This is a genomic window from Salinivibrio sp. IB282, assembly GCF_001995685.1.
Classification (GTDB): domain Bacteria; phylum Pseudomonadota; class Gammaproteobacteria; order Enterobacterales; family Vibrionaceae; genus Salinivibrio; species Salinivibrio kushneri.
On the sequence record NZ_MUET01000030.1, the window covers coordinates 1 to 14,288 of the forward strand.

Below are 14,288 nucleotides of genomic sequence, written 5' to 3' on the forward strand. Positions count from 1 at the left end.
ACCATGCAATAGGGCAATGCCCTGACAACATCGTAAAAACGACAGGAGACAGGAAGATGAAAAAATGGCTAGTTGCCGCCGCTGTAATGGCCGCGGTTGGGTCAACCTCCGTAGCAGCCAAGGATTGGAAGGTCGTACGTTTTGGTATCGAAGGGGCGTATCCTCCATTTAGTTGGACCACTAACGAAGGCGAGCTGAAAGGCTTTGATGTCGATATGGCCAATGCACTCTGCGAAGAGATGCAGGCAAAGTGTAAGATTGTGGCGCAGGATTGGGATGGCATTATTCCATCGCTGCTGGCACGTAAATACGATGCCATTATCGCTGCGATGTCGATTACCGAAGAGCGGAAGCGAAAAGTTGACTTCACCAACAAATACGCGCTGATCCCTAATAAATTTGTGGCCGAAAAAGGCACGGATCTGACCTTTACCAAAGAGGGCTTAGAGGGCGTTAAAATTGGTGTACAACGTGCGACGACGCACGATAAATACCTGACTGATAACTATGGTGACTCGGTGGATATCGTTCGTTACGGCACCTTTGACGAAGCCTATCTGGACCTAAAAGCAGGCCGTATTGAATCAATCCTTGGCGATGCGTCGGCACTCCAACAAGGGCTGCTCGACAAAGAGGGGGGTGACGAGTTTGCATTCATTGGCCCGTCACTCACTGACCCTGAGTGGTTTGGTGAAGGCTTTGGTATTGCGACACGTAAGCAAGACAAAGAACTGACCAAGAAGCTCAACCAAGCGATCRATTCGTTGCGTGAAAAAGGCGTGTATGACGAGATTGCTGCCAAGTACTTTGACTACGACGTTTATGGCGAGTAATAGGCAGGCGGGCAGCATGAAAGTGCTGCCCGATTCATATGATTGATTTGAAAGGTTACGAGTGGTCCCTGCTCGAAGGCGCATGGGTGACCCTTCAGGTTGCGCTGCTCTCGTTAGGTCTTGCCATGCTACTGGGTATGCTGGGCGCACTGGCGAAACTCTCCAAATTTGGCTGGCTGCGTGGGATAGCGACCGTCTATACCACAGTGATACGCGGGATCCCTGATCTGGTGCTGATGATGCTGATTTTTTACGGCGGGCAAATGCTGCTAAATAACAGTTTGTATGGCATCAATGAGTGGCTTAACGAATACATGGCCGGTCAAGATCCCAATCACGACTGGACATCTTATTTACCCGATTACATCGATGTGAGCCCATTTATTGCCGGGATCCTAACCATCGGGTTTATCTTTGGTGCTTACATGGCGGAAACCTTCCGTGGCGCGATTATGGCGGTGGATTCAGGAGAGATGGAAGCCGCACGTGCCTATGGCATGAGCAGCAGTTTGGCATTCCGCCGTATTCTGCTGCCGCAGATGATCCGACATGCGCTGCCAGGCTTTGGTAACAATTGGTTGGTGCTGCTCAAAACCACCGCGCTGGTATCAATCATTGGCCTTGATGACATGGTGCGAAAAGGGGCGCTGGCGGCCGGCTCAACCCAGATGCCCTTTACGTTTTACTTTACCGTTGCCCTGATTTTCTTGCTCTTTACCAGCATCTCGACCACGGGACTGCGCTGGATGGAGCGCCGTTTTAGCATTCACACGCGGTAGGTGACCATGGATTTTTCTCTTGTACTCGAAACCTGGCCGATATACTTAGACGGCCTTTGGACCACCGTGTGGTTGGTGGCTTCTGCGTTGGTGATTGGCTTAGTGGTGGCGGTGCCGGTGGCGGTGGCGCGTAATGCGCAATTTCCTTTATGGCGCTATCCCGCATGGGCGTTTATTTACTTTTTCCGTGGCACGCCGCTGTTGATTCAACTGTATTTGATTTACTACGGCTTAAGTCAGGTAGTGAATGTTGAAGATACCTTGTGGCAACATGCTTGGTTCTGCGCCTTGGTAGCCTTTGTGCTCAACACAGCCGCTTATACCGCTGAAATCATCCGTGGCGCCATCAATGGCCTTCCTAAAGGGGAAGTCGAGGCGGCGATTGCTTATGGCATGAGCCCCTACAAAGCTTTTTCGCGCATTGTGTTGCCGAGCGCGATGCGACGTGCGTTGCCCGCGTACAGTAACGAAGTGGTGTTTATGCTCCACGGCTCAGCGGTGGCAGGGATTATCACCATTGTCGATTTAACCGGTGCGGCTCGGATTGTGAACTCGCGCTATTATGCGCCGTTCGAGTCGTTTTTGACTGCGGGTGTGTTCTATATGGCGCTGACATTTAGCATCCTTTGGATGTTCCGCTTAGCGGAGCGCCGTTTCCTACGCCATTTAAAGCCGCTTAGCTAATTGGCTTAATCTCAAATAATAAACGCCGCAGTGATCCCCTGATCATCTGCGGCGTTTTTTTATCCAAAGTGCGTGCCTTGGGGCTTACTTAAAGGTCGCCCAAATCGGTGCGTGATCTGATGGCTTTTCAATCCCACGCAGTTCGTAGTCAATCCCCGCTTCAATACAGCGGCTGGCCAGAACTTGGGTGGCTAACACCACATCAATACGCAGGCCGCGGTTATCGTCAAAGCCGCGAGAGCGGTAGTCGAACCACGAAAACTGATCGTTCACGCTAGGATGTAGGGCACGGAAGGTGTCAACAAACCCCCAATCCATCAGGGTGCCCAGCCACTCACGCTCTTCGGGCAAGAATGAGCACTTGCCAGTGCGTAGCCAGCGTTTGGCGTTTTGCTCGCCAATACCGATGTCATCGTCTTTCGGGCTGATATTGATATCGCCCATCACCACCAGCTGTTCACTCGGGTCACGGCCAGCTAAATAGGTCATGAGGTCTTGATAAAACTTCCGCTTGGCGGGGAATTTAGTTTCGTGGCTGCGGTTTTCCCCTTGTGGGAAGTAACCATTGAGCACAGTGATCGGCTTGCCGTGTTCGTCTTCAAAGGTCGCCATGATCATCCGGCGTTGAGCCTCCTCGTCATCAGTGGCAAAGCCTTTTTGTACGCTGATGGGGGACTTCTTACACAGCATTGCCACGCCATAATGGGCTTTTTGGCCATGAAAGTGCACTTCATAACCCATGGCTTCGACGTCAGCAAGGGGGAAGGCGTCGTCATGAACTTTGGTTTCTTGTAACCCGATCACGTCAGGTTGATGCTTTTCAATCAAGGCTTGCAATTGATGCAAACGAGCACGAATACCATTGATATTGAATGAAATGATTTTCACGTTTGAGGCTGCCTTTGTTGTCTTGTTAATAGCAAGACACTTTACCAGCTTCGTTCAATGAACGGAAAGGCGGCCTCTATTTCTACCGGTTATGGAAGCGCGCGATATGCGCTAAGCGTTAGTGCGCGAGAGAAAACTCACCCAAGCATTCGCCTTGGCTAAAAATGGCGCCAAGCTCGGTGCTGGGATCAAACTGCAGCGTCGGTTGGGATAATGTCGGTAGGCGATGGAGCAAGTGCTTGAGGATAATATCCCCATTAAATTGATGAATCGCGACCTGCCAATTGGCAAGATTAGGGAGTGAAAAATTAACTATCAATGGCGTTCCTTACTGTTTTGTTTGTGTTGTTAGCGGTTTTCGTTTGTGTTTGCGTACGGCGTAAATGATACCAGTGACGCAGTCTGCCGTTAGTGGCGGCCATATTTTATCTCCATGAGTTATATGATTATTGCTCTGCCCCCTCAGTGGTTATCCATCATGAACCGCGCAAATGCGCCGGTCCCTTTGGAATGAGCGATCACCATCAATACAGTGATACCCACCAATGAGTGATAGCAAAAGGGTTGTTAACGGGTTATCAATCTAGGAAAAAAGCGAAAGTGGATTGCTGCAGAGAGTCTATGCGGGAAATAGCGTGGTCTGTCTCGACTTTGACTTGATGTCTTTTGATGCTCCGTATCTAAGAGCTTCGGCTACACTACAGTATTTTATGCGGATGTAAAGGGCTTTTTAGAAACCCGGTGCCTTTATGTTTCGTGTTCGACTCTATCGGCAATGAGCGTTTGAATGGCTTTCGAAAATTTCGAATGTTTACAGATTTTCGAATATTTCAGATACTGAACAGTACATAGGCTTATACCGCCTGAAATCAAAGCCGAGAAAAATACGATGAATATGACAACACTGCCAAGTGCCGAAGAAATCACACTGGCTAAGCTTAGTAGCCAAGCGTTATCAGCCGTTATAGAAACCAATGGTGAAGCGCAAAAAATTCATGTCGTCGATAAGTCTGGTCAGAGTCATGAAGTCACTATTCCATCAAGTGCACTAAACATGATGATTGAGGTGCTGACGCAATTAGGCCATGGTAATTCGGTGAGTATTACCCCTATTCATGCTGAGCTGACCACGCAAGAAGGGGCTGACATGCTCAATATGTCTCGTCCGACATTTATCAAGCTGCTTGATGCTAATGAGATCCCATATAGTCGTACAGGTAACCGCAGGAAGGTGGCCTATGCCGATTTGATGGCGTATAAGAATCGCTTAGAAGAGAAACGGCTAGCAGCACTTGCTGAACTATCAGCGTTAGATCAAGAAATGGATATGGGGTRTTGATGACATCCTATACGGTAATTTTAGACGCATGTGTTATGTACCCCGCGCCACTTCGCAGCTATCTCATGTATTTGTCCAACACGGGGTTATTTAGAGCACGATGGACAGAACAAATACATGATGAATGGATCAGAAATCTCCGCAGAAACAATCCAGATGTCGACCCAGAACGATTAGAGAGAACCAAGCAGCTGATGAATGCGCATGTTCCTGATTGCTTGATTGAAGGATATGAGCCATTGGTAGACGGTTTAACCTTACCAGATGTAGATGATAGACATGTTGTTGCCGCTGCCATTAAAAGGGCAAGCAGAGTCTATCATCACCTTCAATTTAAAAGACTTCCCTTCAGAGGCACTTGATCCACTTGGTTTATCTGCCATCCATCCAGACGAATTCCTATGCGACATGTTTGAATTAGATAGCAGCGCTTGCGTTAAGGCTGCTCAACAACAAAGGCATGGCCTGAAGAGCCCTCCCATGACTTCAGATGACTTTTTAGCCTGTTTGCAACGGCAAAAACTACCTAGCTTTGTCTCAAAGCTAAGAAGCTTTAGCTGTATGCTTTAGTCGAGTTCGCACATCAATATTAAGCGTTAGTGCTTGCCTAGCGTTATACCTACCACGCAACGCTCAGCGAAGGTTGTTTGGTAAAGCCGAGTTGTCTTTAAAAAGTTATGCCAAGCTGCAAACGAGGGTGTTGTACTTCGCGGTTGAATTCGCGTTCACTTTTTCATGAGCAAATAATCAAAAATTTGACGAAGCTATTATTTTTATATGGTTACCATGGCTCAGTATTTTAATTGACATATGTTTTTTCATATATATGATTTATCGTATGTGTTGATAAAGAGAAAATGCAGATGTGTCACACACTCACTTTTTACAAAGCTTTATCCGAGCCCACTCGGCTGACCTCCCTATTGCTACTCTCGCAGCATGGTGAGTTATGCGTATGCGATTTGATGGAGGCGTTAGCCCTGAGTCAACCCAAGATTTCTCGACATTTGGCGGAGCTACGTAAACATGATTTTGTGATAGGAGAGCGTCGCGGTAAGTGGGTCTATTACCGGTTGCATCCAGCTTTACCGGAGTGGATGCGCGGTATTTTACTGACCACGGTAAAACACAATCCTGCCATGTTGCCACCTGTTGAACCAACGGCCTTAAACCAGACTTGTTGTGAGGAAAACCAATAATATGAATGATAACGAACTCCCAAATATCACGGCCGATGCGTTTGATATTCCGTCGGCTGATAAGTTTGCGGTGCAGTCATCGAGCCACCGCCCTCGTATCTTGTTGCTATATGGTTCCTTGCGGGCGCGTTCATACAGCCGACTGGTAGTAGAAGAGGCTGCGCGTCTGCTGACTGCGATGGGGGCCGAGGCGCGGATTTATGATCCTAGTGGCTTACCCGCGGCCGATAGTGTTGATCCTTCACATGAGAAAGTGGCGGAGTTGCGCGAGCTGATGATGTGGTCTGAAGGGCAGGTTTGGTGTTCGCCTGAACGCCACGGTTCGATCACCAGTATCATGAAAAGCCAAATCGATTGGGTGCCTTTAAGTCTTGGGGCCGTGAGGCCAACCCAAGGCAAAGTGCTCGCAGTGATGCAAGTATGTGGGGGCTCTCAATCATTCAATACGGTTAATCAGCTCCGTGTTCTCGGCCGCTGGATGCGTATGTTTACCATTCCGAACCAATCATCGGTGCCCAAAGCCTATTTAGAGTTTGATGAACAAGGCCGGATGCTGCCATCGCCTTTTTATCAACGCATTGTTGATGTGGTGGAAGAGCTTATGAAATTTACGCTCTTACTTCGTGACAACAAAGACTATCTCGTTGATCGCTACTCTGAGCGCGTTGAGAGTGCCGATGAACTATCAGCACGTGTCAATCAACGTCAGATATAAAAAGGAAATATCGCGATGACTCAATCTGAAACCTGTGCGCCGTCGGCCGCCCAAAAAATGGGATGGCTCGATCGGTATTTAACCGTGTGGATTTTCCTCGCCATGGCCATTGGGGTGAGTGTGGGGTGGCTTTTTCCCGACGTTGCGACCATCAGTGAACGCTTATCGGTCGGGAGCACCAATGTGCCGCTGGCGATTGGCTTGATCTTAATGATGTATCCGCCACTGGCAAAAGTGAATTATCGTTTATTGGGTTCGGTCACGCGCGACAAAAAAGCCATCACGCTGTCGCTGATCATGAACTGGGTCGTGGGTCCCATTCTTATGTTCGCGCTGGCGGTGCTGTTTTTACGTGATGAGCCAGGCTACATGGCAGGAGTGATACTAATTGGCTTAGCACGCTGTATTGCCATGGTCTTGGTGTGGAACGACATCAGTGGTGGCAATAAAGAGTATGGCGCAGCCCTAGTGGCACTGAATAGCTTATTTCAGATCCTGACCTACAGTGTGATGGCATGGCTATTTATCACCGTTTTWCCTCCTATGCTGGGGTTACAAAGCTATGTGGTGGATGTCACCATGGGGGACATCGCGCAAAGTGTGCTGATCTATCTGGGTATCCCTTTTTTGGCGGGCTATCTATCACGTACCGTGCTGGTCGCTAAAAAAGGTGAACAATGGTACGAAGACGTCTTTTTGCCACGTATTTCCCCGATAACGTTAATCGCTTTGTTGGCGACCATTGTGTTGATGTTTAGCCTAAAAGGGGAGGCGATTATTGCCTTACCGCTCGATGTGTTACGCATTGCCGTGCCGCTAGTAAGCTACTTTGTGTTGATGTTCTTTATTAGCTTCTTTGTGGGCAAAAAACTGGGGATCCCGTATGACCGAAACGCGTCAATTGCGTTTACCTCATCCGGTAATAACTTTGAATTGGCGATTGCGGTGGCAATAGCGGTGTTTGGCATTCACTCTGATCAAGCCTTTGCAGGAGTGATTGGGCCGCTGGTGGAAGTGCCGGTGTTGATTGCCTTGGTGAATGTAGCGCTAAGAATGAAACGGCGCTATGACTAGTCAGTTGTCTTCAACGTCTACGACGCCATGCTTGCTTGAAGCATGGCGTGATTATGAGTCGTTGCTCTATCGCTGGCTGATTAAACAAACGCATGATGACGTGTTGAGTGCGGATGTATTACAGGAAACCTTCCTCAAGGCATTGCAACAAAATGAGCACTTTTGCGCGGTGCAACAGCCGCGCGCCTGGTTGTATCGCACCGCCCATCATCTGTTGATCGACAGATATAGAAAACAAAGTAAAACATTACTTGTTGCGGATCCTGAACCACTTCCCGAGAGCTACGATGCGCCGCCAGCTATTACTGGACTCATGGCGTGTTTACCCAAAGCGTTGCGGCGCTTACCAGACGATCAACGTGATGTGATAGAGCAATGTGATCTCGGCGGCGTCACTCAGCGTGATTATGCCGATGCTCATCAACTTTCACTGCCAGCTGTTAAATCACGTATTCAGCGTGCGCGACAGCACTTACGTGAGATACTGCTGGTACAGTGTAATATTCAGTTTGATGATCACAATCGGGTATGTTGCCACTTGCGAGATTCAGACTGATTTTTTTTTGCATCCTTTTTAGCCCTTGTCCGTCTTATCCATAACGAGCGCTGATGACCTTCAAACCACCGGCGCGCTAACAAGCGATAAGAGGACGCATTATGTTTGAAGTCTTTACCTATTTTGCCGATTGGCTCGTTTATCAACTCATTGGGCTATCACCAGATACTCGACTGGGTGAGGCGATTCACTTTTTTATTGAAGACACCACCAAAATCCTCGCTCTATTGATCGTGATGATTTATCTCATTGCGCTTTTGCGCGCGTCGCTCAATGTTGAGCGCGTCCGTGACTATTTAGCCGGTAAAAAGCGTTTCTTCGGTTATGCCTCGGGAAGCTTTTTCGGCGCCATAACACCCTTTTGTTCATGTTCGAGCATTCCTGTTTTTCTTGGCTTTACCTCCGCAGGGATCCCGCTTGGCATCACTATGGCCTTTTTAATTACTTCACCATTAATTAACGAAGTGGCCATCTTGCTTTTATTTAGTCTTCTGGGATGGGAGTTTACGCTTGCATATGTCGCATTGGGGATCACTATTGGCATCGTTAGTGGCTGTTTTTTAGATGCCATCGGCGCGCAGCGCTGGTTACAGCCATTTGCGGCTAATGCGATGGAAAAGGCGCAAGCAAAACCTGACACTTCGACGCATACTCAGCCCTCTAACACATCGGAGATAACGCTGAATGCTCGCCATCAATTTGCTAAGCAAGAAATGAAAGACATTGTTAGCCGCATTTGGAAATGGGTGTTTATTGGTGTGGGCATTGGTGCCGCATTGCATGGCTTTGTGCCTGATGGCTGGATCGAATCCCATTTAGGGGCCGGACAATGGTGGTCGGTACCTGCCTCTGTCTTTATCGGGATCCCACTGTACTCGAATGCGACAGGCGTTATCCCAATCATGGAAAGCTTACTACGCAACGGCTTGCCGCTGGGAACGACCCTGGCGTTTTGTATGAGCACTGTTGCGGCCAGTGTCCCTGAGTTTGTGATGTTAAAGCAGGTGATGCAGTGGCGCTTACTCGCGATCCTGTTTGCTCTTTTACTGACCGGGTTCACGGTTACAGGATGGGTATTTAATTTACCTTTTTGGCAATTTTAGGAGAAAACAATGAAACAATTTAAAGTTCTTGGATCAGGCTGTGCCAATTGCACCCATACAGCGGAAAAGATCGAAGCGATTGCGGCAGACCAGAGCGTCGACGTTTCAGTTGAAAAAATCACCGATCTTGAAACCATGATGGCTTATCGCGTGATGTCGACACCGGCGGTAGTGATGGATGAGCAAGTCATACACGCAGGTGGCGTACCCAGTGACGATACCATTAAACAATGGCTTATCTAGTCAATGGAAGACTAACGCGTTTTAAGGTACTCAAGCAGTCTAATGGGCTGCTTTTTATTGATCCACAAAAACTGTGAAGTTTTTATAACAGCTTTCCTCGGTGCTTGCATTTCTGCGCGTGAATTATAATATACGTATATCCATATGTGCATTTAATAAAGCGTAATGAGAGAGCCTATGTTGCCTCACCAGTTTTTCAAATTGTTAGCGGATGAAACGCGCGTGCGATGTTTGCTGCTCATTGCTCGTGAAGGGCAGTTATGTGTGTGCGAGCTCACCGAAGCGCTGGACACCTCACAGCCTAAGATCTCACGCCACTTGGCACAACTGCGGGCCAGTGGGGTGTTGGTTGATACGCGCCAAGGGCAATGGGTGTTTTATCGCTTAGCCGCTGATTTACCGGGCTGGATGCGCAAACAAATTCAGGGGTTAGTTGATTCCAACTGCCTAAAAGACACTTATCAAGAAGATATCACGCGGCTTGCCAAGATGGCGTCACGCCCCACCTGCTGCGTGTAAAGGAGAGAGTAATGACAATTAAAGTCGGGATCAATGGGTTTGGCCGTATCGGTCGCTTAGCACTGCGGGCAGCATTTGATTGGCCAGAGCTCGAGTTTGTGCATATTAACGATGTGGCGGGAGATACTGAAACGCTGGCGCATTTGCTGGAGTTTGATTCGGTACAAGGGCGTTGGCATCACGCGGTGAGTGCAGAAGGCAACCGCGTGCAGATTAACGGCAAGACACTGACGACAAGCCAAGAAAAAGCGATTGATGCAGTCGACTGGTCAGGCTGCGATGTGGTGATTGAAGCAACGGGAAAACACCGTGACGCGGATTTGCTGCAACAGTACTTGGACCAAGGCGTGAAGCGCGTAGTGGTCTCTGCACCGGTCAAAGATGAGCGTGTGGCGAATATCGTAGTGGGCGTCAATGACGCGATTTTTGATCCGAGCAAACATCGAATTGTTACTGCGGCGTCGTGTACCACGAACTGCCTGGCACCGATTGTGAAAGTGATCCATGAAAAACTGGGAATTGCGCAGTCAACCTTCACCACCATTCATGATTTAACCAATACCCAAACGATTTTAGACGCGCCGCATAAAGACTTACGTCGCGCCCGTGCGTGCGGCATGAGCTTGATCCCGACCACCACAGGATCAGCAACGGCCATTGTGGAAATTTTCCCGGATCTAAAAGGCAAGATTAATGGCCATGCAGTGCGTGTCCCGCTCGCCAATGCGTCACTGACGGATGTGATTTTTGATGTGGAAACCGATACCACCGCCGACGAGGTGAATGCACTGTTGCAAGAGGCCGCGGACGGCGAGCTTAAAGGCATTCTTGGCTTTGAGGCGCGTCCTTTAGTCTCGATTGATTACCGTGGCGATCAGCGCTCTACTATTGTCGATGGTTTATCCACCATGGTAGTGGGCAAGCGTATGGTCAAAATCTATGCGTGGTATGACAACGAAATGGGTTATGCCACGCGTACCGCTGAGTTGGTGCGCAACGTCGGTCTTGTCGATCAGTAAGTGATACTTTGTAACGCTGGCGGTGCATGCAGTGCATCGCCTTTATTTACCGCTTTTATCAAACCTAAATAGACGGCCACTATGTTTGCTCAATTAAGCCAATCTGTGCGCCAGTACATGCTGGTTACCTTTAACTATTGGAACTTCACTATCACCGACGGTGCCCTGCGGATGTTGGTGGTGCTGTACTTTTATGACTTAGGCTACGGCACCTTAGAAATTGCCTCGTTATTTTTGTTTTACGAATTCTTTGGGGTAGTGACCAACCTTGTCGGCGGCTGGTTAGGGGCTCGATTAGGGCTTAACCGCACCATGAATATTGGCCTAGGCATGCAAATTGTGGCGCTTACTATGCTGGCGGTACCCGCGGCGTGGCTCACCATCCCCTGGGTGATGGCGGCACAAGCGCTATCTGGGATTGCGAAAGATCTCAATAAAATGAGTGCGAAAAGTGCGATCAAAACCCTGGTGCCCGATAATGCACAGGGTGCGCTGTTTAAGTGGATTGCGATCCTCACCGGCTCTAAGAACGCGCTCAAAGGGGCAGGCTTTTTTGTCGGTGGCGCACTGCTGTCTCTCATTGGCTTTCAATACGCGGTGGCAGCCATGGCCGGTGTGCTGACTGTGGTCTTTATTGGCAGTGTGGTGTCACTAAAAGCGGATTTAGGTAAAGCTAAAAGTAAGCCTGAGTTTTCAGAAATATTTTCCAAGTCGCGCAGCGTCAATATCCTCTCAGCGGCACGCATGTTTCTCTTTGGTGCGCGAGACGTGTGGTTTGTCGTCGCCTTACCGATTTATTTAGGCAACACATTCGGCTGGAGCCATAGTATGGTCGGTGGCTTTCTTGCGCTATGGGTGATTGCTTACGGCGTGGTGCAAGGGATTGCCCCGAAAATGACTGGGCGCCAAGCTGGCCATTCGCCGGGTGGTAAAGCGGCATTAGGTTGGGCAGGTTTATTGGCCGTGGTGACCGGCATCATTGCTTATGCAATTGGCGAACAGTGGTATCCGCAAGGGGTGATTATCGTTGGACTCATGGTGTTTGGGGCGATATTTGCGATTAACTCTTCACTGCATTCCTACCTGATCGTCAGCTACGCCAAAGGTGACGGTGTGTCACTGGATGTGGGGTTCTATTATATGGCGAACGCCATGGGACGCTTAATTGGCACCGTGTTATCCGGTTGGATTTTCCAAGTGTGGGGGCTAGCAGCCTGTTTGTGGGTCTCGTTCGCCTTCTTGTTCATCACGACGGTGATTTCGCTGTGGTTACCCAAAACGCMGGCCGTGATAGCCCACACTTAAACCAATAGGGGCAAGCATGCATATGCTTACCCCTGTTTCAAACTACGGCTACTCATTAAGCATGTTGCTAATTTTCTTCTGCAGCTCTTTATCTTCACGTGCTTGACGAAAAACAGCGTTATATTCTTCTATCGTCAGGCCCGTTGCTTCAATCGCTTGCGCCATTTCTTTCTGCGTCTGTGCCATTAGCGCTTTCGCTTTTTCTTCACTACGAATGCTCTCGAGCTTACTTTGATAGTCTTTAGACATTGAAACCACYTGTTCAGCGGCCTCTGCATAGCTGCTTATCACTTGGTCGGTCAGCTGATCCGCTGACAGTTCGTTTGTTTCGTTGGCAGCAAAACTTGGCAGACTGGCTGCAACAACAAACGCAAAAGATAGGGTCGCTAATAAACGTTTCATTAATACTCTCCTTTTATTCATCACGGTCACCCTAAAAGAGATGGAGAGTGACGGTCAAACGCGAATAAGCAATCAGACAAATTCTCACAAGATCATGACATTGTTGATGCTGTAAGGATTGCTCAGTTTTTTCGAATAACTCCAACAAGTTGCTCTGCCGACTTTCCCTCGCGCACTCCTTATACTGTATAGCGTAGAGAGAGGAGGACGTATGGGAAAACTGATAGACGGTATTTGGCATGATGTGTGGTATGACACCAAGTCTTCGGGAGGGCGATTTGTCCGTGAAGACGCGGGTTTTCGTCATTGGGTGACCGCCGATGGCCAAGCTGGACCCAGTGGCGATGCGGGCTTTAACGCTGAATCAGGCCGCTATCATCTGTATGTGTCTCTTGCTTGTCCGTGGGCGCATCGGACTCTGATTATGCGTCATTTAAAAGGGCTTGAGCCTCATATTGATGTCACCGTGGTGGCACCTGAAATGTTAGAGCATGGCTGGACATTCTCAGAGCCAGAGCCCTTATATGGCTTTGACTACGCGCACCAGTTGTACACCAAAGCCAAGCCTGACTACACGGGTCGGGTCACTGTGCCGATTTTATGGGATAAGCAAACCCAGACCATTGTCAGTAATGAATCAGCCGATATCATTCGGATGTTTAATTCGGCGTTTAATGATATTACGGGTAATCATGACGATTATTACCCAGAAAACCTGCGTGCAGCGGTTGATCAGTGGAATGAATTTGTTTACCCCAACGTGAACAACGGCGTGTATAAATGTGGCTTTGCCACCGAACAAGCGGCTTATGAAGACGCCTTTGATCAGCTATTCAGTGCATTGACGGTATTGGACGACCATCTGAGTCGCAACCGCTATCTGGCCGGCAATCAGATCACAGAAGCAGACTGGCGGCTGTTCACAACGTTAATTCGCTTTGATCCTGTGTACGTGGGTCACTTTAAATGTAACAAACAACGTATTGTCGATTACTGCAACTTGTTCTGTTATATGAAAGAGTTGTTTCAGGTGCCAGGCGTGGCCGAGACGGTCGATATGCATCATATCAAAACCCATTACTATTACAGTCACGGCAACATTAATCCGACACGCATTGTGCCTAAAGGGCCAGAGCAAGATTTGTGGTCGCCGCATGGGCGTGCATCAGTCAGCTCTCGTGGCAAGTGATTGAGCCGTTGACAAAAAACAACGAAAAAGGGCCAGCAGATGCTGGCCCTTAAAGATGGTGGTGGAGGAAGGATTCGAACCTTCGAAGGCTGAGCCGTCAGATTTACAGTCTGATCCCTTTGACCGCTCGGGAACTCCACCGGAGTCTTACTTTGTAAAGTGGTGGTGGAGGAAGGATTCGAACCTTCGAAGGCTGAGCCGTCAGATTTACAGTCTGATCCCTTTGACCGCTCGGGAACTCCACCACGGAGTCTTGCTTTGTAAAGTTGGTGGTGGAGGAAGGATTCGAACCTTCGAAGGCTGAGCCGTCAGATTTACAGTCTGATCCCTTTGACCGCTCGGGAACTCCACCACGCGATTGGGGCGAATCTTACCAAACCGATTGGAGCTGTAAAGGGTTTTCTCAATCTCAGAATGCGGTTGGTGTTTTTTTCAACGTCT

General features: G+C 48.8%; 18 protein-coding genes and 3 tRNA genes. 15 read left to right on the forward strand and 6 right to left on the reverse strand.

Annotated features, from left to right (window positions below; all coding sequences use genetic code 11):
- Nucleotides 1-56 precede the first annotated feature (56 nt).
- Genes BZG14_RS07955 through BZG14_RS07965 form a run of 3 tightly spaced genes read left to right on the forward strand, consistent with a single transcriptional unit; the run spans nt 57 to nt 2,296 of the window.
- Complete coding sequence (locus BZG14_RS07955) at nt 57-833, forward strand: ABC transporter substrate-binding protein (protein ID WP_077608454.1); 777 nt, start codon at nt 57-59, stop codon at nt 831-833.
- A gap of 38 nt (nt 834-871) precedes the next feature.
- Entirely contained in the window at nt 872-1,612 is a 741-nt protein-coding gene (locus tag BZG14_RS07960) for an ABC transporter permease (protein WP_069361036.1), read from the forward strand.
- 6 nt (nt 1,613-1,618) lie between these two features.
- Nucleotides 1,619-2,296: an ABC transporter permease gene (locus BZG14_RS07965; protein WP_069361035.1), complete on the forward strand. Its 678-nt coding sequence runs from the start codon at nt 1,619-1,621 to the stop codon at nt 2,294-2,296.
- An 84-nt stretch (nt 2,297-2,380) separates the two neighbouring features.
- On the opposite strand, the gene xthA is transcribed toward BZG14_RS07965, so the two are convergent.
- On the reverse strand, nt 2,381-3,184 hold the full coding sequence (xthA, locus tag BZG14_RS07970) for an exodeoxyribonuclease III (RefSeq protein ID WP_077608455.1): 804 nt from the start codon (nt 3,182-3,184) through the stop codon (nt 2,381-2,383).
- A 118-nt stretch (nt 3,185-3,302) separates the two neighbouring features.
- Complete coding sequence (locus BZG14_RS07975; protein WP_046073639.1) at nt 3,303-3,503, reverse strand: hypothetical protein; 201 nt, start codon at nt 3,501-3,503, stop codon at nt 3,303-3,305.
- A gap of 570 nt (nt 3,504-4,073) precedes the next feature.
- Between BZG14_RS07975 and BZG14_RS07980 the strand changes: the two genes are divergently transcribed.
- The 11 genes from BZG14_RS07980 (at nt 4,074) to arsJ (ending at nt 12,256) form a co-directional block, all read left to right on the forward strand.
- Nucleotides 4,074-4,523, forward strand: coding sequence for a helix-turn-helix domain-containing protein (locus tag BZG14_RS07980; protein ID WP_198532033.1), 450 nt, complete (start codon nt 4,074-4,076; stop codon nt 4,521-4,523).
- A 270-nt stretch (nt 4,524-4,793) separates the two neighbouring features.
- Nucleotides 4,794-5,093 (forward strand): hypothetical protein, encoded by a 300-nt coding sequence (locus tag BZG14_RS15895; protein WP_241824638.1) that lies wholly within the window; start codon nt 4,794-4,796, stop codon nt 5,091-5,093.
- A gap of 293 nt (nt 5,094-5,386) precedes the next feature.
- Nucleotides 5,387-5,722, forward strand: a complete 336-nt coding sequence (locus tag BZG14_RS07990; RefSeq protein ID WP_077608457.1) for a metalloregulator ArsR/SmtB family transcription factor — start codon at nt 5,387-5,389, stop codon at nt 5,720-5,722.
- A gap of 1 nt (nt 5,723) precedes the next feature.
- Complete coding sequence (arsH, locus tag BZG14_RS07995; RefSeq protein WP_077608458.1) at nt 5,724-6,437, forward strand: arsenical resistance protein ArsH; 714 nt, start codon at nt 5,724-5,726, stop codon at nt 6,435-6,437.
- A gap of 15 nt (nt 6,438-6,452) precedes the next feature.
- The gene (gene arsB, locus BZG14_RS08000) at nt 6,453-7,511 is read left to right on the forward strand and encodes an ACR3 family arsenite efflux transporter (protein ID WP_077608459.1); all 1,059 of its coding nucleotides are present in this window, start codon (nt 6,453-6,455) and stop codon (nt 7,509-7,511) included.
- Nucleotides 7,504-8,067: a sigma-70 family RNA polymerase sigma factor gene (locus tag BZG14_RS08005; protein WP_077608460.1), complete on the forward strand. Its 564-nt coding sequence runs from the start codon at nt 7,504-7,506 to the stop codon at nt 8,065-8,067. The genes arsB and BZG14_RS08005 overlap by 8 nt, the downstream gene beginning before the upstream one ends.
- Nucleotides 8,068-8,168: 101 nt before the next feature.
- On the forward strand, nt 8,169-9,170 hold the full coding sequence (locus BZG14_RS08010) for a permease (protein WP_077608461.1): 1,002 nt from the start codon (nt 8,169-8,171) through the stop codon (nt 9,168-9,170).
- Nucleotides 9,171-9,179: 9 nt separating this feature from the next.
- Nucleotides 9,180-9,413 carry a thioredoxin family protein gene (locus tag BZG14_RS08015; protein ID WP_077608462.1) on the forward strand — a complete coding sequence of 78 codons (234 nt, stop codon included), beginning with the start codon at nt 9,180-9,182 and terminating at the stop codon, nt 9,411-9,413.
- Between the two features lie 177 nt (nt 9,414-9,590).
- Nucleotides 9,591-9,932 carry a metalloregulator ArsR/SmtB family transcription factor gene (locus tag BZG14_RS08020; RefSeq protein ID WP_021024015.1) on the forward strand — a complete coding sequence of 114 codons (342 nt, stop codon included), beginning with the start codon at nt 9,591-9,593 and terminating at the stop codon, nt 9,930-9,932.
- 11 nt (nt 9,933-9,943) lie between these two features.
- Nucleotides 9,944-10,951: an ArsJ-associated glyceraldehyde-3-phosphate dehydrogenase gene (locus tag BZG14_RS08025; protein WP_077485280.1), complete on the forward strand. Its 1,008-nt coding sequence runs from the start codon at nt 9,944-9,946 to the stop codon at nt 10,949-10,951.
- A gap of 81 nt (nt 10,952-11,032) precedes the next feature.
- Nucleotides 11,033-12,256 (forward strand): organoarsenical effux MFS transporter ArsJ, encoded by a 1,224-nt coding sequence (gene arsJ, locus BZG14_RS08030; protein ID WP_077608463.1) that lies wholly within the window; start codon nt 11,033-11,035, stop codon nt 12,254-12,256.
- Between the two features lie 48 nt (nt 12,257-12,304).
- Here arsJ and BZG14_RS08035 read toward each other — a convergent pair whose 3' ends face one another.
- Nucleotides 12,305-12,658, reverse strand: coding sequence for a DUF4168 domain-containing protein (locus BZG14_RS08035; RefSeq protein WP_069361029.1), 354 nt, complete (start codon nt 12,656-12,658; stop codon nt 12,305-12,307).
- A 211-nt stretch (nt 12,659-12,869) separates the two neighbouring features.
- On the opposite strand from BZG14_RS08035, the gene BZG14_RS08040 reads away from it, so the two are divergent.
- A complete protein-coding gene (locus tag BZG14_RS08040; RefSeq protein ID WP_077485275.1) occupies nt 12,870-13,847 on the forward strand; it encodes a glutathione S-transferase family protein in 978 nt (325 codons plus the stop codon).
- 56 nt (nt 13,848-13,903) lie between these two features.
- On the opposite strand, the gene BZG14_RS08045 is transcribed toward BZG14_RS08040, so the two are convergent.
- The 3 genes from BZG14_RS08045 to BZG14_RS08055 form a co-directional block, all read right to left on the reverse strand.
- Nucleotides 13,904-13,988: transfer RNA gene (locus BZG14_RS08045), tRNA-Tyr, on the reverse strand.
- 19 nt (nt 13,989-14,007) lie between these two features.
- Nucleotides 14,008-14,092, reverse strand: a tRNA-Tyr gene (locus BZG14_RS08050).
- A gap of 22 nt (nt 14,093-14,114) precedes the next feature.
- A tRNA-Tyr gene (locus tag BZG14_RS08055) sits at nt 14,115-14,199 on the reverse strand.
- Nucleotides 14,200-14,288: the final 89 nt, after the last annotated feature.